Consider the following 21,763-nt stretch of genomic DNA (forward strand, 5'->3'; position numbering starts at 1 on the left):
CTGTTCTTTATGCCGGCAGCACCGTTTCCTGCAGTGCTTTTGAATCACTCGCTGTTGGCCGTGGCGCGCTCTGTCTTGTTGTGCGGCCGGCGCTTCGCCCCGGACGACGTCGTCTTTTTCGAGCGCTTCCTGAGATCCTTAGGCGGCGGCATCCAAAATGCCTTGGGCTTGCGGCTCTTCGGCTCCTCGTCCACGGGCAGTGCGCCCCGCTTTCCCTTGCGCGGCCTCTCCTTTGCCTTGGTGTCGAGACCAGCGTTTTTTGTCCGGGCCTTGCCGCTTTTTTCGCCCGACCGCCTCGCCGCCTTCTTCGCGCGTCCCTCGTCATGGCTCTTGTCCATGCCTTCGCCATGAGGCGACGGCGCAACGGCTGCGATGCAGGGCACGGCGCTGTCTGTGTCGCGCCTGCGGCCGCGCTCTTTCCGCGCTGCGTCTTTCGTCCCCTTCTTCGGCTTCGCACGCCGTCCATCCTTCTTTTCCCCGGCCTTCTTGTCATCGTCCTTCTTGACCGGCACAAAAACACCGTTGTCCTTGAGGATGAAGTCGAGGTTGCGTTCCGCAATATTGGCGCGCACGAGCACGACGGTCACGGGATCGCCGAGCCGATAGGAAACATGCGTCGATTCGCCGACGAGCGCGTAGAGCTCCTCGCGGTATTCGTAATAGTCGTTGACCATGCTCGATACATGCACGAGGCCTTCTACGCCATTTTCCAGCTCGCAGAAGATGCCGAAAGCCGTGACGCCGCTGATGACGGCTTCATACGTCTCGCCGACGAACTGGGACATGTACTCGATCTTCTTCATGTCCTGCGTCTCGCGCTCCGCCTCGATGGCGACGCGCTCGCGCACCGAAGTATGCTCGGCAATTTCCGGCAGGAGGACGCGCAGGCGCTCCTGACGTTCCGGCGTAATCGTCCCCGTCGCAAAAGTCTCGCGCAGGAGCCGATGCACGATGAGGTCGGGGTAGCGGCGGATCGGCGAGGTGAAATGCGTGTAATGACGCGCGGCAAGGCCATAGTGCCCAAGCGGCGCATCCGCATAGCGCGCCTGCTGCATGGAGCGCAGAGCGACCGCGCTGACGATGCGCTCTTCCGGCTCCCCCTTGACCTTTTCCAGCACCTGCTGCACATCCTTCGGCGCAACCTTGCCCGCCTCATCGGCATGGAGATGGAGCGAGAACGTCGCGAGCAGCGTGTTGAGCCGCTCGATCTTTTCGTCCGACGGCTGCTCGTGCACGCGGTAGATAAAGGGCAATTCCTTCTTTTCCATATGCTCGGCGACTGTCTCGTTCGCTGCGAGCATGCATTGTTCGATCATGGACTCGGCCAAAGAGCCTGTCCGCTTGACAAGTTCCACGGGATGCCCCGCCTCGTCGAGCTTTACCTTGATCTCGGGGATCTCGAAGCCGATCGAACCGCGCCCATGACGCGCCCGCTCCATCACTGCGCGCACATCCCGCAGGGGTTCGAGCAGCGGCAGCAGGTCGGCGTTCTCTGCCAAAGCAGCCGCCTCCCCGTCGACGAGCAGCCGGTTTACAAGGGTATAGGTCAAGCGGCGGTAAACATGGATGACCGCCGGGAAAATCTCGTAGCTCTTGACGAGGCCGTCCGCGCCGATCTCCATCTCGCAGGCCATCGCCAGGCGATCTTTCCCCGCATTCAGGCTGCAAATGCCGTTCGAAAGCTTTTTCGGCAGCATGGGAATCACGCGGTCGACGAGATAGACACTCGTGCCGCGCGCGTACGCCTCCCGATCCAGCGGCATATTCTCGCGCACATACCAGCTGACATCGGCGATATAGACCCCGAGGAAAAAGCTGCCGTCCTCCCTGCGCTCAGCATAGACGCCGTCGTCGAGATCCTTTGCATCCTCCCCGTCGATCGTCACGATGCGGAGATTTCTGCGGTCGCGCCGTCCGCGATACTCCTCAGGAGCGACCTCATCCTCGATCGCCTCGGCCTCCGCTGCCGCCTCTTCCGGGAACTCCTCCGAAAGGTCGTACTGGCGCATGACAGAAAGCACGTCGACGCCGGGTTCGCCCGTGCGTCCGAGGAGCTCTTCCACTTCGCCCTCCGCGCTCCGCCTTCCCGCCGGCCATTTCGTGATCTTAACGACGACCTTCATGCCCGATTTTGCACCATGCACGGCGCCCTTGGGAACGAAAATGTCCTGCCCGATCTTCTTGTCATCGGGCGTCACGAAGCCAAAATTGCGATTCGCCTCAAACGTGCCGACAATGCGCTCGTTCGCACGTTCCACGATGCGGATGATCTCGCCCTCTCGCGAGCGCCCCGGCACCTCGGAAGGCGAGAGGCGCGCCACAACGCGGTCGCCGTTCATCGCGCCGCCGAGGCTGACGCCCGGCACGAAGATATCGCCGTCCTCGTCCTTTTCCTTGGTCTCCGGGATGATGAAGCCGAACCCCTTGCCCGACATCGAAAGACGCCCGACGACGAGGTTCATGCGCTCGGGAACGCCAAAGCGGTCGTTGCGCGTCTTGATGATGGCCGCCGTCTGCTCCAGTTCTTCAAGCGCCGGCCAAAAGAGGACGAGATCCTCGTCCGTCAGATGCATTTCCTCGGCAAGTTCCGCATCCGTCAACGGCTTATACGCCGCCTTGCGCATATAGTTTACAATGCGCTCCTGCAATTCATTCCATTCCATCTTTTTCTCCTACGAGCGCCATCTTCGCCGCAGCTTCCGCCAGCACCGTGCCGTCCGTCAGGGCCAGCTCCGCTTTCATGCTCACGAAGCCGCCGCGGCGGCTCTCTTCCCAGCCTGCAATCACGAGTTCCTCGCCGACAGGCGCCGGATTCCTGTAGCGAACATCAAGACGCGCCGTCACGGCTCTCTCCCCCAGCTCATGGTAGAGATAGCCGCCCATAGCCTCATCGAGCATCGTCGTGACGATGCCGCCGTGTACAATACCGCTGTATCCCTGGTATTCGGACGGCAGCGTTTTGCGCGTCGTAAACCGTTTCCCTTCCATATGAAAATCCAGATGAAGCCCGATGGGATTCTCCGGACCGCAGGCGAAGCAGTATTCCTCGCCTCTGACGCTTTTTCCCTGTTCCATAAATTCTTTTCCTTCCCTATTCCAATTTCGTGCCGGCGGCGCAAAAAAGCACGGATCCATCCGGCGCCTCCATCTTGGCGCATCTTTCCCGCCCGCTCTTCATCCGTGATTCCGTAAAAATGCCGTCACCTGCCGAAACACCGTCCCGCGCTCGGCATCGAGCATCACGCGATGCCCCGAACGCACGAGCCAGAGGACCTCCTTGTGCTGTGAACCCACGCGGTCATAGATATAATGCAGGCTGTCCCTGCGCGCCGTACGGTCATGCAGCGAATGAACCAACAGGAGCGGCACGCGGACAGCGGGCAAAAGCGCCTTCACCCGCTCGATAAGGCCGACGAGTTCATGCACGGCGACGAGCGGCATCTTCTTGTAAGTGAGATTGCAAAGAGCCGGCACATCGCGCAAGTAATGGCGCAATTTCGGATGGAACCTGCCGATGGATTCCGTACGCGGCGGCAAGTATCTCAAGCCGCGTCCCTCGGCGACGAAGATCGGCGCGGCAAGCGTCACGACACGCTCCACCGGCTTTTCCGCCGCCAGGCGCAGGGCGAGCAAAGCTCCCATAGAATGCCCGATGACGGCTATGCGCTTCGTCAGCCCCGTCAAAAGCGCATAGCCGTCCATCGCTGAATCGTACCAGTCCTCGGCGTCCGTATGCTCCATATCCTCAGGCGTGGTGCCATGCCCGGCCAGGCGCGGGCAGAGCACGGTATGCCCCGCACGGTGCAGCGCCTCGCCCAGAAGCGCCATCTCCGGCGGCATCCCCGTAAAACCGTGCAGCAGCAGTACGCCATACGGCCCTCCGGGGAGGAGGAACGGCTCCGCTCCTTCGATGATCATCGCCCTCCTCCTTTCCATACGCACCGTCCGCGAAAACCGCCGTCCTATAGAAAGAAACGCCCGGCTTTCTCTGCCGGGCGTCCGTCGAGCAGCCAACAAACCATGCGAAGCGGAATACGCGCCATTTCGCCGGAAAGCCGCCGCATCACATCGTCATCTTGGCAATCACAACCGTTATCGTGCCGAAAAGCACCGCCAAAACAACCGTGACACGCGCCAAAAGCGCATCCATGCCGCGCGCCTTGGCGCTGAAAACCGTATCTCCACCGCCGCCGTCAAAGCCGCCCATACCAGCCGACTTCGGCTCCTGCGCCAATACGGAAACGATCAAAAGTATGGCAACGACCGCATCAAGCACCATCAAAAACGTAAGCAAAAAGCGAACCTCCTCCGCCGCAAAAGCCCATCCATTCTTTGTTTATTGTACCATGAAAGCCCAAGAAGTCAAGCCCGAAGGGCGCTGACTGATTGGAGGGGAAGCGCTGATAAAATGAAGTCCGTCAGATCGGGGCAGATTTTTCGTTCGATCAAGGAGACAAACCGGACGCATAGCGTGGCTATGCGGAGGATTTGTCGACGCGGAGCGAGCGGAAAAGATGCACTGAGATGGCGGGCTGAATTTATCAGCACTTCCCCATATTTCATGTAAGGGCGGCGCACAATGTCCACAAGGTGGACGTTTGTGCGTGTAGTTTACCATGAAAGCCCAAGAAGTCAAGCCCGAAGGGCGCTGACTGATTGGAGGGGAAGCGCTGATAAAATGAAGTCCGTCAGATCGGGGCAGATTTTTCGTTCAAGCAAGGAGACAAACCGGACGCATAGCGGGGCTATGCGGAGGATTTGTCGACGCGGAGCGAGCGGAAAAGATGCACTGAGATGGCGGGCTGAATTTATCAGCGCTTCCCCGTATTTCATGTAAGGGCGGCGCACAATGTCCAAAAAGTGGACGTTTGTGCGTGTAGTTTACCATGAAAGCCCAAGAAGTCAAGCCGTAGGTGCCGGCTGCCCCAAGACAATCCCTACCCTTTCCTCATCCACCCTCTCCACGGTTCCTTCAAACGTCTTGCCGATGAAGTCGTCGAGGTTTCTTCCTGCCAAATAGGTTTGGGAGATTGTCCCAAGGTATTTTCCTTCCACACGGCAGCGAAGGTTTTTACGGCTCCCCTTCTCAAACACATAGATCCTGACCTTTTGATTCAACAAGCTCTGCGGCGGTTTTTCAAAAGGCTCCAGCTTCGCTGTCTCAATCGTATCGGCAGGGAAGTTTTTCGCCACCTCCACATAGGACTCCTCCGGTTCTCCCATCTCACAGCCAGCGCCGGAAAGCAGGTCAAAAAACTGTTTACAGAACACATCCACTTCCCTTTTGTCCAGCTCTGTCAGATACTCCTCGTGTCCATGGGCAACCGGATTGCGCGCCATGACGCACTTAGCAAATTTATGTTCCAGGGCAGAAAAAAGCGCATTGCCAAAGTATTTGGAGAAAATCTCCTGCCAATTCGCCTTGAGGATTTTCACGGCATCCGCCATGGACATGACGTCAAGGTAAGTGCTGTCGATATTGAATACCTTCTTGTTGTTCGCAATGAAAGCATCATAACGCATAAGATCGCCCCGGCTGATTTCCTCCGTCCCTCTCAGAATAGCGCACTGGATATCGAGGGCATTGTCCCCTCCCGCCTGATACCGTCTTACCAGTGCGGGAAGTTCCTTCTCAATGAGCAGCTTCAGTTTCTTCTCCAAACCGATAATATTATCCCAAATGCTCAAGGAGACCATATTGGCGGAGAGAAAATCAGCGAAATATTTCGCAATGGCAATAAGCTCACCGTTCTCTTCCCGAAAATAGCCCAGGTTGAACAGCTCATCCTTATCGTTCTGCGTCACGCCGATATTCGGGCCGACAATAAACGGCACAATCCGCTTCAGGTCGCCGTCGCGTTCCAGATGTTTGAGGCAGTCTCGATAGTAATCATTGATCGTCTTGCAGCGGTTCAGGAAAATACTGTCAATATCGATCGCTTCCCCCGCCTCCGCCGCTTCCATGATGTAATGCCCCATGACGGAGAGAAGATACGGCAGGTTTCCTGCATAATAAATGATTTTTTCTTTTTGTTCCTCATTCAAACCAATGCCCTGCCGCTCGAAAACAGCAAAGTACTCCGCCATATCCGCCGCATCGAATCCCTTGAAGGGAACGATGTCCAAAACCCCGTGGAACGTGGAGCTTTGGTAAGTAGCTTCCTCGATCGTATAGAGATTGCGGCGTGAAATCGTAATGGCGAACACATGGAACTTGCTTGAGGAAAATAGCGTGCGAAACAGCTCGAAGTATTTCGTCTCCTTTTCGAAAAGAGTGGCCGCATTGTCAAATTCGTCCAAGACCAGGATGGTTTTTATTTCCTGCCCAGCAAGGTATTCAAAGATTCTCTTGATATTGCGCGAAAAGACAATCCATTTCAGCGCCTCGTCCTCCATGGAGGAGAGATACGTTCCAACCTCGGCATCCAGTTCCCCGCGCTGCAGCAAGTATCTCCGGATCTCGCAGCAGATATCCTGCCAGATCTCGATATAGCTGCCCCATTCATTGAGATTCTCGTAGATGTAAAGAACATCCTTCGGTACATCCTCAAAGGCTTTCGCAACAGCGGACGTCTTGCCGATCCGCGTGAGTCCAACGAACGATTTCGCCATGCGCACCTGTCCGTCCAGGAAGTTCTTCCGCAAATTCCCGACGAAGGTTTTGCGCCCAATAAACGAGCTGCCGGCGGCCTGCCCTCCGATTTGGAATATATTATCCATGTGCTACCTCCAAGCCATATTTTTCAATGATCCATTCCTTGTACAAAGCCACCTTGATCTTGCACCGTTCCCGTCCCTGGATGATGACGACATCCCTCTGTTCCAAAGCCTCCAGAAGCTCGAAATCCCCTTCCCGCTCGATCACGCTTTTGAGCGGCGTCCACTCCTTTTTGCCGGAAAGCTGGGCAATCCTGTGGAGGATACGCTTGTTCTCCCGGTTGGCCGCATCCGAATCGACTCTGCTCTTATCGTCATACTGCGGCTCAAAAAAGCGTGCTTCCTCAAACGCGGACAGGTTCTTTTTCAAATAATCTTCGACATGCGCCCGCGTAACAAATACGGTATGCGTTTGATTCAGATAATCCACGAGCCCCGCGCAAAGATTCATGATCAAGAACGCGCTGCCGGCGGTCAGTTCATACAGGCGATCGAGCGCCTCCGGCTTGTATCGGCTCATTGCCTCGCCGTTTTCATCGAGCAGCTGGATGGGCTCGTCCATGAGTTTTTTCGCGTATTCTTCCGTCAGATAGGTAACCTTCCACAAATCGGTCGAGCCGAAATCATTGGTGAATTGCTTTTCCTCAATAAACCGCATCATATGATCCTGCCCGATGATGACCGCAAAGATGCCGTTGTTCTGGATGAATGCCTTCCAAAATTTCATGATGCGATCCGTCATGGTTCCCCGGCGTATCCAATCGTAAATATAGGTAAACTCATCGATCATCACGATGATGTTATACTTCTCCTGCGCCGTTTCCAAAACGCGGCGGATGCCTTTGAACGCATTGTTGAAGTACAGCTGCGCGCGCTCCTGCGATTCCAGGAGCCGATCCGGATCTATTTCCACGCCGGCAGCTTCCAGCATCTCCTTCAGGCGAGGATGCCGGCTGCCGACTTCATGCCGCAGGCCATCCAAAATCGTATAGAGGAATTCCGTAATGTCATCCCCCGTCAGATCTTCTTCGCCGATGCTCCCGATATTGATGATGATATTCCTTTGCGGATCCAGCTCCCGCAAGCGCTTCTCCAGATGGTAGAGGAGGGACGATTTCCCCGTCCTTGTCTGCCCGTAAAGCGCCAGGCAGCGTCCCTGCAGGACAGCGCCGGACGCATCGCTGATCTGGCGGATGATATCCTCGATATCCTTTTCCCTGCCGTAAAACATCGCAGGATCTTTTACTTCCGAGCCGTTCCGATACGGCTCAAACGCGTTTTCGATGGGCTGGAATACCGCTTCGCTGTAAAGCGGGATCGAGAGCACCGTTTCCAGTGCGCCGTCCTGAAACTCCGTCATATTCTTCTTGTATTGGTACTGAATCGCCACCTGGACGGAAAACGTCTTGTTCCGTATGACCTCCGGCGTCACTTTGAATTCAAAGATCTTTTCCTCCGCCTTGCCGTTGCCCGGCAGCAGCCATTTGGACAACTGCTCGTCCTGCACGATATCGGCGTTATCGCTCCAAATCCTGACGGATACATTGTCCGCCGTCTGGACATTGTTCTTGTTCGTAAAGGCGATGGGCACGCTCACCAAAAGATTCTCTTCATCGACGGAGCAGTCTCCCGACAGGCCCACGGAAATATCCGGCTCGGCATTGCCGTAGAGCTGTTCGGATTCCGTGATGATCTTTCCCTGCAGCTGCGCCAGTCTTGGCAGGAGCGCTTCATAACCGAGCGCCGTGGGATACTCACGGATTTTCTCCTCAAGATGCCTGCGGGCCTCGTCCGCTTTGCCGAGCATCTCCGCCTTGTAATCGAAATCGGATATCTCATTGTAACGCAGCAAGGCGGCGAAGATCTTCCGCAAATCCGCGATATAGGCGGAATCCGTATACCCCAGATAAGACAAGTACCTATTGTCGTTAAACTTTTCATACCATTCCTGCAGCTGTCCGATCGAAAACACATCGTCCATCATATTTTCCAGCATGTGCGAAAACGTCCTGCGCATCTCGTAATAGACCTTTGCCGCCTTGTTCCACAGCTGCGCGAACGCTTCGGCATGGATCGTATCGGGAATCGTTTCCGCAACGATTCCCGATACGACATCCAGAACGCGGCCGAACTGCGCATGGTTTTGGATTTTCTCCAGGATAAAATTCTTTGCCCGGGAATTATACGTTGTCAGCTCCAGCATGCCCGCCGTAAACTCTTCGATCGATGTACGAATATCGGCTTGGAAGGCTTCCTCAATGCTCATCTGGAACGCTTTGTCGAACTCTTTGCGATCTTCCAAGTTATAATACATATAATACAGACTGCCACTTTTTTTCCGAATTTTCGTCTTGGGATAAAAATAGGTCTGGATGTAACAAATGGTCGAGAGCGCCCAGCATCTATAAGCGTTCTTTATATCCTGCGCCATGGAATACGCTTCGAAAAAGCAATACCTCGCCGTATCAAAATTATCCGCAAGATCGTTGCGAAGGAGCCTGTAATTGCCGTAAAAATACGTTCCTATCGCAACATAAGCCTGATACTCTTCTTCATTAAAGAACGTCGCCTCTTTGATTTCCTCCCCCGAATCCAGGATCTGGCGCATGAGTTTGGCCACGACAAAATAGTTATTGCTTCGAATCCCTTCATTTACACTCGCTTCCACTTGTATAAGGATTATCGCTTCAATAATCCTGCGGCCTTCAGCCTCCTTTCCTACGAAAACGCCTTCTTTTATCACTTTCTGTTTCTTCAATTCGTTTTCAAGGCTCAGCCCTTCGATTTTTTGTAAAATATAGCCGGATATTTTCGCGATGCCGATCGCTTCTTCCACCAAATCCACATTGGAGAGATCCTCATTTTCCTTGAATTCTCCCTTGATGACGGACTGCGCCAATTCATTCTGCGGCTGCAGCCGCAGGATTTGATTTGCATACTCCTTGGACTGCTCCACATCCCCCAATTTGAACCAGGCCTTGCATATGCCCATCAAGGCGTTGAGTTTTTGCCTCTGCCGCCTTTCCTCGTCCTGATAGAAACCGCCTTCTATCCTTTGCAGGCATTGCGTAAAAAATCGGATCGTCTCTCGGTATTCGCCGATCTGGCTGAAAAGATAAGCCTCAGAAAAATACAGCTCCGCCTTTTTTTCCCCGGAAGCCGTCATCCCCAAAAGAGCCGCATAGGTATCTAGGATATCCTGCTTGTAGGCTGGCTTTTTTGCCTTGAACAGTATGGAAATCCGCAGATTCAAATACGCTTTTCTTTCCATGGCCCGTTCGCCATGCTCGTCCAACAATGCCAATGCCTCCGCATACATTTGCAGGCGCGCATATAGGGAAGCCAGATTGGGCACGCTGCTCGCCAATCTTTGCCGCTGCTTTATCGCCTCTTTATAAAAGGTAATGGCTCTCTGCGGATCCTTGTCCTCGATATCTGTTTTTTGCGCCAGCAGAAAATAATCGATCTCCCCTTTCGTCTCATTGCGGGAAACGCTTTTCGGATACCGCGGCAGGACGACGGCGATCTGCTTCTTCATGTTTTCGTAGGCCTCTTCCCGCATATACAGCGCACCGTACTGCTCCAGGTACTTTGCAGCGCGATCCCATAAATGCCGCTGCATCATCAGGCTGACCAGATCGGCAGCGGCGCCGCCGGGGCGCTCTTTCCTGCGGATGGCTTCAATGAAGAGATCTTCCGCCGCCTGGAAGCGTTTCTCTTCCCTCGCTTCCCTGGCTTTCATATAAGTCGGGCATTCCACCGTCGGTTTTTCCTGCTTATGCACGGCAGGCAGATAGCCGAGCATGCCCGTATTTGTCTTGATGTTTTGCGCATAAAACAACCGGAGCAGCTGCTGCAACGCTTCCGGAGATGCCGTCCCATCCGTTTCCTCCGGGTACGCAAGGCCGCAGGACAGCAAAACACCCTTCAGCAGCGCAAGCCAGCCATGCACATTCCCACCCGTCGCTTCGCGGACGTTGAGCTTGGTCAGCAGGGAATAATCTGCATTCGCTATCATGCTGCGGAGCAAATAATATACGATATAGGGCCGAAGCCTGGAATCATTCATGAAGTGCCTGCAAGCGAAAAGCAGCATCGCCTCTTCCTGCCGAATGCTCTCGGCAACGGCGAACGCGGATACGTTGTCGCCATTTTCCTTGCTGTAGACATCCAACGCAAGTTTTTCACACTTGCACTGCCCATAAAGAGCGGCCAGCATATTGGCCGCCGCCTTTGCATTTTCTTTGCGCGCGGACAATCGCATAAGCCTTTTCAGCTTTGTAATATTTTCCTGAATCTTGTAGTCCGCCGGCGAGGTTTCATGCAGCTTCAACATAGCATAATCCAGACTGTCGGCAACGGCAAGCAGTTCAGAGGCTCCCACATGCCCTTCCCTTTCCATGGCAAATTCTCTGTAGCCTCGCACGGACGGCACAGACATTTTGGAAAAATATTTCACGCCTCGCGCCGCCAGTTTCTCCAACAGGCTATCGTTTGCAGATACGAGCTGCGGCCGCGCCTTTTCTCCTGCCGCTGCAGAGACCGCCACACGATCTTTTGCTGCTTCCGCCTCTCCCGTCGGCGGCTTCTCTGCCCCTTCCGGGCTTTGCGCCTGCTCCATCCCCGCAGATTCCTCCGGATTGCCGAACTCGTAGAACGAAATCATATCCAGCGCGACCGTTGCGTTTTGACCATTTTCCCTTTGCACCTGCACGGAATCGAGATCCACGGCAACCACAGTGCCCCGGATCTCCTTTGTCCCGATCATGATCTCTACGGTCTTCCCGATTTTTGCCTCGGCCAAAAAATTCGTCTTCACTGACATGGTGCTTCCCCTCGCATCATCACAAAAAAAATCCCTGTAAAAATGCCGCTGCGTTCAGCACGGCAGCTGCTTCTTCAGCGCTTTCAAGCGGTTTTTGCAATACTCCGTACTATTTCGATTAAAGATGTATAAATCCTGCTGCCCCTGCCGGCACGATCCGCACCGACTCTGCAAAAACATAAAGATATGCGCCGTTTGCCTCCTGCCGACGAAAAAACGGCGCATGAGCCAAATCAGACTCATGCGCCAGTCTTTTTTTCTTCAAACCGTCAAATCGTATAGACGCGAATCGCGTTCGTATTTCCTTCTTCAGATTTGATGCCCGAAGTGATGATCGTCAGGTCGCCGCGCTTGACACAGCCCTTTTCGACCGCCGACGCCGTCGCATTCGCAAGCATCTCACCCTCGTCGGGCCAGATTCCCGCCGCTTTGATCGGGTAGACGCCCCAGCGCAGGTTCAGCTGACGCATCGCCTTCTCATCGGGCGTATAGGCGACGATCAGGGATTTCGGGCGGTAGTGCGAGATGATGCGCGCCGTGTAGCCGCTGACCGTCGGCGTGATGATCGCATCGGCATTGAGCTCCATGGCCATCTGCACCGTCGCATGCGCCACGGCACGCGTGCGGGATCTGAGCTCCTGCAGACCCGTGCCCTGATACATCTTCTTGTAGTGCAGCGAGGATTCGATGCGCTGCGCGATCGTCGCCATCGTCTCGACAGCCTCCGCCGGATAATCGCCGCTTGCCGTCTCGCCCGAAAGCATGATGGCGTCCGTGCCGTCCAGGATGGCGTTTGCGACATCCGAAGCCTCGGCACGCGTCGGGCGCGGATTCGTCGTCATCGACTCGAGCATCTGCGTCGCAACGATGACCGGCTTGCCGACCTTGTTGCATTTCGCGATGATCTCCTTCTGGATCAGCGGCACGTCCTCTGCCGGAATCTCGACGCCGAGATCGCCGCGCGCGACCATGATGCCATCCGAAACCTCGAGGATGGAGTCGAAATTCTTCACACCTTCCAAGTTCTCGATCTTCGGGTAAATCTCCATCCTGCCGCCGTGCTCATCGAGCAGCTTGCGGATCTCCTTGACGTCGTCCGCGCGCTGGATGAAAGAGGCGGCAATGAAGTCCATGTCCTGCTCGATGCCGAAGAGGATGTCGTTCTTGTCCTGCTCCGAGATCGGCGGCAACCCGAGCGGGACGCCCGGCGCCGCGACGCGCTTCCTCGTGCTCATCTTGCCCGAGTTCAGGATCGTCGTCACGATGTCCTTGCCCTGGATCTTCTCGACCTTGAGCTCGACAAGCCCGTCGGAGAGAAGCAGCTTGTCGCCCGGCTTGACTTCGGTATAAAGCTTCTTGTGATTGACCGAGCACTTCGTTTCATCGCCCGGCGCATCGTCATAGGTCAGCAGGAAAGGCTTGCCCGCCTCCAGCATGACAGAGCCGTCCTTGAACTCGCCCAGGCGCATCTCCGGCCCCTTCGTGTCGAGCAGCAGCGATACCACCTGCCCCGTCTTCTTCGCCGCCTCGCGCACACGATTGATGCGCGTCAGATGTTCCTCATGCGTGCCATGGGAAAAATTGAAGCGCGCGACATTCATGCCGTTCTCGATCAGCTTCTCCACCATTCCCGGCGCGTCCGTCGAAGGACCTTGTGTGCAGATAATCTTTGTTTTTTTGAACATAATTCATCCTCCATACCATCTGTCCAGATGTCCAGACGAAGTTCCTGCCTGCGGCAAAAGCGCAGGCAGGAAGCAACCCCTTCCTTACTGCTTAATATTGTACTACTAAATCCCAAGCGCGACAAGTCCAAAGGGGGCATCCCGCCCCGCCTTTTCCAAACGGCAAAAAGGGAAGGCCGTCAAAACCTTCCCCCTGTCCTCAATACTTTCTTTCCTGGATTGCCATCGGCGCGATTTCCGCCGGGTAGACGTTATCCCCGACGAACACGGAACGCTCGACCTTTTCTCCGGCCAGAACCTTCTTCGCCATTTCCATCACCAGCGGGCCCTGCAGCGGATTGCCCTCAACCGTGCAGTTGCTCTTGCCTTCGATCATGGCTTGGAAAATGGCGCGCGTGCCGTCGCAGGAAACAATTACGATGTCCTGCCCGGGCTTCAGTCCGACGGCTTCGATGGCCTCGATCGCTCCCAGAGCCATATCGTCGTTCTGCGCGAAAAGGATATCAATCTTGTCCTTGTGATTCTTGAGGATGGCTTCCATGACCTGGCGGCCGCCCTCCTTCGTGAAGGTCGAATTCTGCGTCACAAGGATCTCGTACTTCTCCTTGTTGGGGGAGTTTGTCATCTCATCGCGGAAGCCCGTATCACGGCGGACAACGACAGACGATCCCGTCGGGCCCTCGATCTCGGCGATATTGAGCTTTGCGCCGCCGTCGCGCGGCTTCCTGCCCGTCCTCTCCACATAGCCGTCAAGCCAGCGGAAAGCCTCGCGCCCCTCGCGCACGGAATCCGTGCCGATGCGCATCACGTAAAGGCTCTCGTCGTTCGTCTGGACGTCGCGGTCGACGACGATGACAGGAATCTTGGCCTCCTTGGCCTCTTTCAGCACCTCATCCCAGCCCGTCGACACAATGGGGGAAAAGGCGATGATATCGACCTTCTGGGCAATGAAAGAACGGATTGCCCGTATCTGGTTTTCCTGCTTGAGCTCCGCATTGGAAAACTGCAGCTCGATGCCTGCATCCTCAGCCGCCTGCTTGATCGATGCCGAATGTGCTGCGCGCCAGGTGGACTGCTCGCCGATCTGCGCAAAGCCCATCGTGATCTTCCGGTTGCCGGAGCCGGGCTCCGCACTGCCGACCTTGCTCGTATCCTGTTCTCCCGTGGCGCATCCCGCCGCTGCAAGCGCAAAGAGCGCCGCGAGCAGCAGGGCAAAGATTTTCTTCATAATTGTCCGCCCCTTTTCCCATACCTTGCCAGAATCTGACGTTTCCCCCGAAAGCATAAACGCATACTATTCAAGGCATAACTTAATACTATCTTAAATTTAGCATTGAACCCTCTTTTTGTCAATTGCCGCAATGCAATTTTGATTGACTTATGCGTCTTTTGGCCTTAAAATTCACCTATGAGCAATGTTAGCGGGAAACTGCCGCAAGGCCTTCCCAGACAAAGACAAAGGATGTGTTTCATGCTACTCCACGAAATCCTGCAATACGGGCGCGGCGAGGATATCGCTGTCGTTGACCGCGGCCGCCGCATCACTTACGACGAGCTTCGCGAGAGCCTGCGCGCCTCGCGCGACCGCCTTTATGAAGCCGGCGTGCGCGCACATGATCATGTCGCACTTTTTTCCCATAACCGTACCGAGCTTCTCATCTCCTACCTGGCGGTGAACTCGCTCGGCGCCGTCGCCGTTCCGCTCAACTACCAGCTCAGCGTGCGCGAGGTCGCTTACATCATCAAGGACGCCGGCGTCCGCTATCTCGTGACGGAGAAGGAGCTGCCGCTGGAGTCCCACCTTGGACAGCAGGGCTACGGCGGCGAGCTCCGCCAGCTCCCCCTGCTCGATGCGCTGAAACCCGCAAACGCCATGCCGGCGCCGGAACTGCCGCGCATCTTTTCACCGGAAAATCCCTGTGTCATCATCTACACCTCGGGCACGACGGGCGCACCGAAGGGCGCCGTCCTGAGCCACAAGAACCAATGCGTGAACGCGCGCCAGGTCGTCGATCATCTGGGCATCACACGGGACGACAACGTCCTATGCGTGCTGCCGATGTACCACTGCTTCGCCTGGACGTGCTCCATTCTCTCGACGCTCTGCGCCGGCGGCACCATCGTCATCGTCAACGGCTTCATGCCCAAGGAGACGATCCGCGCCATCCGCGAGGAGAAGGTCACGACCATGTACGTCGTGCCGTCCGTCTGTGCCATCCTGACGCGCCAGGCCGCCAAGGAGGATCTGCAGAGCCTGCGCCTGACCGTCGTCGGCGGTACGGCGCTGCCGCAGGAAATCGCCACGGCTTACATGGAGAAATTCAAGCTGCTCATATACGAAGGCTACGGTCTCTCCGAGGCCTCGCCCATCGTCACGATGGACGCACCGCGCCACTACCGTCCCGGCTCCATCGGGCCTGCCCTCGACGGCATCAAGGTCATCATCGCCAACACCGACGGCAAGGAACTGCCGCGCGGCATGGCGGGTGAGCTGCTCGTCAAAGGGCCAACCGTCATGAAAGGCTACTGGAACCAGCAGGAAGCCACGGAAAAGGCGCTGAAAGACGGCTGGCTCCATACGGGCGATATCGCGCGCATGGACGAGGACGGCTTCGTCTACATCGTCGACCGCCTCAAGGACATGATCATCAGCATGGGCGAGAACGTCTACCCGCGTGAGATCGAGGAGCTTGTCTACTCCTTCCCCGGCATCGAAGACGCCGCCGTCATCGGCATCCCCGATCCCCTGCGCGGCCAGGCCGGCGCCTGTTATTACACGGTCAAGGCGAACGAGGAAGTCGACATGCGCACCTTGAAGAAATTCCTGCAGAAAAATCTTGCCGTCTATAAAGTGCCGCGCGAGTTCTGCCAGATTCCCGAGATGCCGCGCACCTCGACGGGCAAGATCGCCAAGCGCGAGATCCTCCGCCTATACCGCGCGGAAGGCTGAGGAACGTACGACAGCGGAGATGCCTCGCTGTACTGCGCCGCCTGCACGGATGCGGCAAGTTCAAAACAAAACGGGTCCATTCCGATATGGGATGGACCCGTTTCTTGACGCTTTCCCGAAAGCGGCGCAAATCCTCTCGGCTCCACGCCCCTTCTCCTGCCAATCCAAACAAAAAAAATGCGCCGCGAACGGCGGCGCGAATGACAGAATAAGGTCTGGACGGAACATCCTCCCAACGGGTACCAAGAACGGCTTGATCCGCTTCGTGTGCATCGTGCATCACTGTAAGGAATGATGCGGGCTGCTGAAAGCCATCGACTTGTACGAACTGTACTGCACTCTCCAACAGGTCAGTTCCGAACCTCAGATCCACCCAAATTATTGTCCCCAGCCGGGAAGGATGTTCCTAGGCGGCATCCACCATATCCCATCTCCGAGAGTCCGGCGAAGCCTTATGTTCTTGTTTACATTATATAATAGGACGATGGTTTAGTCAACCCCTATATATAGAGATTTATCATATTTTATGACTGTAAAACATTTTTCCGCCGGAAAGCCTGTTTTCTCCTGTATTTAAATGGAAGACTTTATGGAAAGAAGTACTCTTTATGCAAATGTCAAAAACAAGCCGCGTTGCTTTGATTGCCTTTTTAGGCATAATGTCTGCTATGGCTCCCTTGGCAACCGATATGTACCTGCCGGCTCTGCCGGAACTTGCTGCCGACTTTTCCGCCACGGCCTCGCTCGCACAGATGACCTTGACGATGACCATGCTCGGCATGGCAATCGGCCAGATTTTTCTCGGCCCCCTGAGCGACATGCACGGGCGCAGGCTGCCGCTTTTTTGCGGCATGGCCGTCTTTGCCGCGGTCTCCCTTGGCTGCTGCTTCTCCGACTCCATCGAGCCTTTCCTGGCCCTGCGCTTCCTGCAGGGCTTCGCCGGAGCCAGCGGCATCGTCATTGCACGCGCCATTGCACGCGATGTCGCAGAAGGAGTGGAGCTCACGCGCTTCCTCGCCATCCTCATGCTCGTAAACGGCCTCGCGCCGATACTCGCGCCTGTCGTCGGCGGCCAGCTCCTGCGCCTCTCCTCCTGGCACATCATCTTTGCCGTCCTCTCGGCCATCGGCGTCACCATGGCTCTCTGGACGCTCGGGACGCGCGAGACCCTGCCCAAGGAACAGCGTGCAGCGGGTATGGCGCAGAGCTTCCGGACCTTCCCAAAGCTCCTGCACGACCGCTATTTCTTCGGTCACTGCCTCTTGCAGTGCTTCGTCTTTGCAGCCTTCTTCTCCTATATCTCCGGCTCCTCCTTCGTTTTCCAGAACATTTACGGCGTTTCCGCGCAGACCTACAGCCTGATCTTCGGCGGCATCGGCGCGGGGCTCTTCCTCTCGGGGCTCCTGCCCGCAAGGCTGGCCGGCCGCGTGAAGGATACCGTCATGCTCAAGTATTCCCTGATCCTGCCGTTCCTAGGCAGCTCGCTGCTCCTCGCCGCCTTTTCCCTCGGGCGGCCGCCGCTCCCCCTCGTCATCTTCCTCCTCTTTTTTACAATCGTGCCGCTTTCCGTCACGGGCACGGCGAGCTTCTCCCTCGCACTCTCCCGCCAGGGCAAGAACGCCGGCGCGGCATCGGCGCTCATCGGCTTCTTCTCCATGGTGCTCGGCGGCGTCATGATGCCGCTCGTCGGCATCGCCGGCGACCATACGGCGCTTCCCATGGCCATCATCATGACGACGGGCTACGCGCTCGGCCTTTTCGTCTTTTACAGCCGCATCGCAAAAGGATAGCCGCCGCAAGGCTGCCCGCAGAAAATCAGGGAGCAGCCAGCGCGGCGGCATCACATCCTATAGAACGTCATTGCCCCAGGAAGGCCTGGCGCTCCTCGCGCAGGAGACGCAAAGCCTCATAGACGCTTGCGAGGTCGCTGCCCGTATGGCGCAGGAACACGCGGAAGAAGGTGAACAGCCCGTCCATCGCGCCAAAGTAAAGGACGGCGGCACGTGCGCTGGCAGGCGCTTTTTGCCTGTAAGCGGCAAAGGCGGGACGCGCCAGCGACGGTCCGTCCTTCCCCGCCTCCTTCATGATGCTCTGCAGAAAGAGGAGCACATCGCGTGCTATGCGCTTTTCGCGCGGCAGCCCTACGATCACGCCGTCCTCGAAGTCGAGCAGCCAGGAGCGCCTGCCGTCCCACATCATGTCCTTGAGCGCAGGACGCCCATGGTGCAGGCCATGCGCATGGAGAGCGGCAAGGGCTTCCGCCGCCTGGCGCAGAGCCTCCTCGCGCTCTGCCGGTCCTGCATCGCGCACAACATTCGAGAGCGGCTTGCCGCAGTCAACAAGCGCCAGCCAGTCCACACCCGAGGCAAAGACCTCGGGCACGGGCAGAGAAAGCCGCCGCAGACGCCGGAGACGTCCCGCCTCAAAGCGGACGGCGCGCGCACCGTTCGGATCAGCGCCCGGCTGCAACAGCCCCAGGCCGAGCAGGAGCGAGGCACGGCGGGCAAAGCGCAGCCAAGCCTCATGATAGACATGCTCGGCCTGCTTGACCCAGATGCGCTTTCCCGCAAGGAGAAAGGAAAAGACCCTCTCCCCCGGTCTTTTCTTCATCTCCTGCAAAACAACGGCCTTCCTGTCCATGCGCACAGCCCCTCTCTCGCCAATGTTCCTTCATTATATCAAACGCACGAAACACCTGTCCAGCCGCCTGGCACGAAAAGAGGGGATGCCTGTATGGCATCCCCTTCGCCGATTTCTTCAGCCCTGGCCGCGTCCATGCCCGTGATGTCCGCCCTTGCCTTGGCCGCGATGCGGACAGCGGCCCTCGCCCTGCGCCGCGCCTTCGCCCTGGCCGCCTTGCCCGTGCCGGCCGTGGCCGCCGGGACCGCCCTGTCCGCCGGGGCCACCGTGACCGCCGTGGCCGCTAGGTCCGCCGTGGCCGTGGCCGCCCTGACCGCGATGCGGACAGCGGCCCTCGCCCTGACCATGCTCATGGCTCTCGCCGTGCCTATGGTGCGCACTGTGGCCTTCACCTTGCCCATCGCCATGGTGATGATGACCTTTCCCGTGGTGGTCGCAGTTCGCCTCTTCCGTATAGACGAGCGTGCCCGCGAGATACGCTTCAACAGCCTCGTCGGCTGCGCCCTTGACGCCGGCATGAACGCGGATGCCCGCCTCGCCGAGCGCCTGGATGGCGCCCGCGCCGATGCCGCCGCAAATCAGGGCGTCAACGCCATTGTCCGCAAGAAGTGTGGCAAGCGCACCATGACCGCTGCCCGCCGCGCTGATGACCTCCGCCTTCTCAACGGCATCCTGCCCGATGTCATAAAGCTTGAATTCCTGTGCATGGCCGAAATGCTGAAACACCTGGCCGTTTTCATAAGGGACTGCAATTCTCATTTTTCCTTCTCCTTTCTCAACGGGAAGCGAAACGCAATAGCCGGGACGACCTTCGGCGCGCGGACAGCATTTGCCGCAAGGCGCAGAAAAATCGCAAAGCCGATAGCAGCCGCCCTCGATTACAAGCGGCCTGCCGTGCACAAGGCTCTCAGCCAGCTTATACCGTGCGGCGGCATAAATCTCGGCGACGGTCGTGCGCGAGATATCCATGCGCCGTGCGCATTCCTCCTGCTTGAGCCCGTCATGGTCGATGCTGCGGATGCACTCGTACTCCTCAAGCAGCAGCACCACCGCCTCCCCGCCGGGACATCCCTCGGGGGAAAAGCGTTCATAAGCGGGATGCACACAGATGCGCCGTCCCCTGCGCGGCCTTGGCATTCGTTTCGCCTCCTGGAAACAAATAAAAAATTTTTACGCAATTGTTATCGACATATGTCGGTAACTCTGTTATTATAGTAACAGATCGGGAGGAACCTGTCAACCGGAAGAATGCCTGCTTCCCTGCGGCAGGATTTTCGCCTTCCGCAAAGAACTTTCTTTCTATAAGAAGCAACATATAATTACACGCATAAACGTCAGGAGTGATTCCTATGGCAAAAGAAACGATACAGAAAGACGTCATCATCATCGGCGCAGGCATGGCCGGCCTGACGGCGGCACTCTATGCAGGACGCATGAACTTCCGGACGCTCGTCCTCGAAAACGCGCTCATCGGCGGCCAAATTGCGAACGCCGCCGGCATTGAGAACTATCCCGGCTTCCTGCGCGTGTCCGGCGGCGACCTCATGGCGGTCGTCCAGCAACAGGCGGAGAGCTTCGGTGCTGTCGTGGACGAATTCGACGCCATCGAAAAAGTCGATCTCACAAGCGATCCGAAACGAATCGAGACAGAGGGCGCGATCTACGAAACCCCCGTCGTCATCATCGCCTCGGGCATGAGCCGCCGCAAACTGCCGCTGCCCGAGGAGGCAAAATATGCCGACCGCGGCGTGCATTACTGCGAGCTGTGCGACGGCCATATGTACCAGGACAAGATCATCGCCGTCATGGGCGGCGGCAACGCAGCCGTCGATGCGGCCAACTTCCTCTCTCGCTACGCAAAGAAGCTCTACCTCGTCCATCGCTCAACGCTGCGCGCTGACGAGGTGTCCCAGAAGCGCCTGCGCGAAAATCCCAAGGCCGAGATCCTGCTGGGAACGGAAATCCGCGCTTTGAAGGGCGACGGCAAACTGGCCGCCATGGAGCTTTTCGACAAGGAGAGCGGCCGGACGCGCGAAGTCGCCGTCGACGCCATCTTTGTCAACATCGGCGTGCAGCCGAACACGCGCCTCTTCGAGGGGCAGATCGAGCTCAGCGAGCGCGGTCACATCCTCGCAGGCGAGGACTGCCGCACGAAGATTCCCGGCGTTTTCGCCGCAGGCGACATCCGCGAAAAGGAGATCCACCAGCTGACAACGGCAGCTTCCGACGGCACAACCGCCGCCCTGCTCGCCGAGAAGTACATCACAGGAGGTAAAACATCATGGTAAAAGTTTATTCCATCACCCAATGCCCTTGGTGCGACAAGGTCAAGAAGTACCTGAAGTCGAAGAACATCCCCTACGAGGAGCACAACATCGAAAACAGCGAGGAGGACAAGAAGGCCTGCCAGGAAATCTCCGGCGACCTCATCGTTCCCGTCACGACCGTCAACGGCAAGGACTTCGTCGTGAGCTTCGACAAGGCCAAACTCGACGCGCTTCTCGGCATCTGAATGCAGAAACCCCGCAAATTCCTGCGGGGTTTTCTTATATCCGAAGGGGAACTGCGCCTTTGGCTTGACTTCTTGGGGTTTCATGGTAAGCTACACGCACAAACGTCCACTTCGTGGACATTGTGCCCCGCCCTTACAGAAACCCGGGGAATCGCTGATAAATTCAGCCCGCCATCTCAGCGCATCTTTTCCGCTCGCTCCGCGTCGACAAATCCTCCGCATAGCCCCGCTATGCGTCCGGTTTGTCTCCTTGATCGAACGAAAAATCTGCACCCATCTGACGGACTTCATTTTATCAGCGCTTCCCTGCCAATCAGTCTGCGCCTTTGGCTTGACTTCTTGGGGTTTCATGGTAAACTACACGCACAAACGTCCACTTCGTGGACATTGTGCCCCGCCCTTACAGAAACCTAGCCAATCAGTCTGCGCCTTTGGCTTGACTTCTTGGGGTTTCATGGTAAACTAAAAAGTGCTGTATTGGGTGTATTGGGGAG

At 56.9% G+C, this 21,763-nt stretch carries 14 protein-coding genes; 4 read left to right on the forward strand and 10 right to left on the reverse strand.

Features of this window, described 5'->3' with window-relative positions; all coding sequences use genetic code 11:
• Window positions 1–44 precede the first annotated feature (44 nt).
• The 8 genes from rnr to ACRTGH_RS03410 all read right to left on the reverse strand — a co-directional run bounded on the left by rnr (window position 45) and on the right by ACRTGH_RS03410 (window position 14,395).
• Window positions 45–2,663, reverse strand: coding sequence for a ribonuclease R (rnr, locus tag ACRTGH_RS03375; protein WP_368846871.1), 2,619 nt, complete (start codon window positions 2,661–2,663; stop codon window positions 45–47).
• Window positions 2,650–3,075, reverse strand: coding sequence for a PaaI family thioesterase (locus tag ACRTGH_RS03380; RefSeq protein ID WP_368846870.1), 426 nt, complete (start codon window positions 3,073–3,075; stop codon window positions 2,650–2,652). Before ACRTGH_RS03380 ends, rnr begins: the two co-directional genes overlap by 14 nt.
• A 99-nt stretch (window positions 3,076–3,174) precedes the next feature.
• Window positions 3,175–3,918, reverse strand: a complete 744-nt coding sequence (locus tag ACRTGH_RS03385) for an alpha/beta hydrolase (protein ID WP_368846869.1) — start codon at window positions 3,916–3,918, stop codon at window positions 3,175–3,177.
• Window positions 3,919–4,063: 145 nt separating this feature from the next.
• Window positions 4,064–4,279 (reverse strand): preprotein translocase subunit SecG, encoded by a 216-nt coding sequence (gene secG, locus ACRTGH_RS03390; RefSeq protein WP_368847136.1) that lies wholly within the window; start codon window positions 4,277–4,279, stop codon window positions 4,064–4,066.
• A 623-nt stretch (window positions 4,280–4,902) separates the two neighbouring features.
• Window positions 4,903–6,720: a hypothetical protein gene (locus ACRTGH_RS03395; protein WP_368846868.1), complete on the reverse strand. Its 1,818-nt coding sequence runs from the start codon at window positions 6,718–6,720 to the stop codon at window positions 4,903–4,905.
• The gene (locus tag ACRTGH_RS03400; protein ID WP_368846867.1) at window positions 6,713–11,482 is read right to left on the reverse strand and encodes a hypothetical protein; all 4,770 of its coding nucleotides are present in this window, start codon (window positions 11,480–11,482) and stop codon (window positions 6,713–6,715) included. Before ACRTGH_RS03400 ends, ACRTGH_RS03395 begins: the two co-directional genes overlap by 8 nt.
• A gap of 269 nt (window positions 11,483–11,751) precedes the next feature.
• Window positions 11,752–13,167: a pyruvate kinase gene (pyk, locus tag ACRTGH_RS03405; protein WP_368846866.1), complete on the reverse strand. Its 1,416-nt coding sequence runs from the start codon at window positions 13,165–13,167 to the stop codon at window positions 11,752–11,754.
• Window positions 13,168–13,366: 199 nt separating this feature from the next.
• The gene (locus ACRTGH_RS03410; protein WP_368846865.1) at window positions 13,367–14,395 is read right to left on the reverse strand and encodes an ABC transporter substrate-binding protein; all 1,029 of its coding nucleotides are present in this window, start codon (window positions 14,393–14,395) and stop codon (window positions 13,367–13,369) included.
• A gap of 243 nt (window positions 14,396–14,638) precedes the next feature.
• Between ACRTGH_RS03410 and ACRTGH_RS03415 the strand changes: the two genes are divergently transcribed.
• Entirely contained in the window at window positions 14,639–16,117 is a 1,479-nt protein-coding gene (locus ACRTGH_RS03415; RefSeq protein WP_368846864.1) for a class I adenylate-forming enzyme family protein, read from the forward strand.
• A 608-nt stretch (window positions 16,118–16,725) separates the two neighbouring features.
• On the forward strand, window positions 16,726–17,907 hold the full coding sequence (locus tag ACRTGH_RS03420) for a multidrug effflux MFS transporter (protein WP_368846863.1): 1,182 nt from the start codon (window positions 16,726–16,728) through the stop codon (window positions 17,905–17,907).
• 67 nt (window positions 17,908–17,974) lie between these two features.
• On the opposite strand, the gene ACRTGH_RS03425 is transcribed toward ACRTGH_RS03420, so the two are convergent.
• Together ACRTGH_RS03425 and ACRTGH_RS03430 are read right to left on the reverse strand one after the other, a co-directional pair.
• Entirely contained in the window at window positions 17,975–18,757 is a 783-nt protein-coding gene (locus tag ACRTGH_RS03425; RefSeq protein WP_368846862.1) for a phosphotransferase, read from the reverse strand.
• A 117-nt stretch (window positions 18,758–18,874) separates the two neighbouring features.
• Window positions 18,875–19,894, reverse strand: coding sequence for a NifB/NifX family molybdenum-iron cluster-binding protein (locus ACRTGH_RS03430; protein WP_368846861.1), 1,020 nt, complete (start codon window positions 19,892–19,894; stop codon window positions 18,875–18,877).
• Between the two features lie 212 nt (window positions 19,895–20,106).
• Here ACRTGH_RS03430 and ACRTGH_RS03435 point away from each other — a divergent pair, with 212 nt between their 5' ends.
• Both ACRTGH_RS03435 and ACRTGH_RS03440 read left to right on the forward strand, forming a co-directional pair.
• Entirely contained in the window at window positions 20,107–21,045 is a 939-nt protein-coding gene (locus ACRTGH_RS03435; RefSeq protein WP_368846860.1) for an NAD(P)/FAD-dependent oxidoreductase, read from the forward strand.
• Window positions 21,039–21,269, forward strand: coding sequence for a glutaredoxin family protein (locus ACRTGH_RS03440; RefSeq protein WP_368846859.1), 231 nt, complete (start codon window positions 21,039–21,041; stop codon window positions 21,267–21,269). The genes ACRTGH_RS03435 and ACRTGH_RS03440 overlap by 7 nt, the downstream gene beginning before the upstream one ends.
• Window positions 21,270–21,763 lie beyond the last annotated feature (494 nt).

The sequence above is a fragment of the Selenomonas oralis genome, from assembly GCF_051603425.1.
GTDB lineage: Bacteria > Bacillota > Negativicutes > Selenomonadales > Selenomonadaceae > Selenomonas > Selenomonas sputigena_A.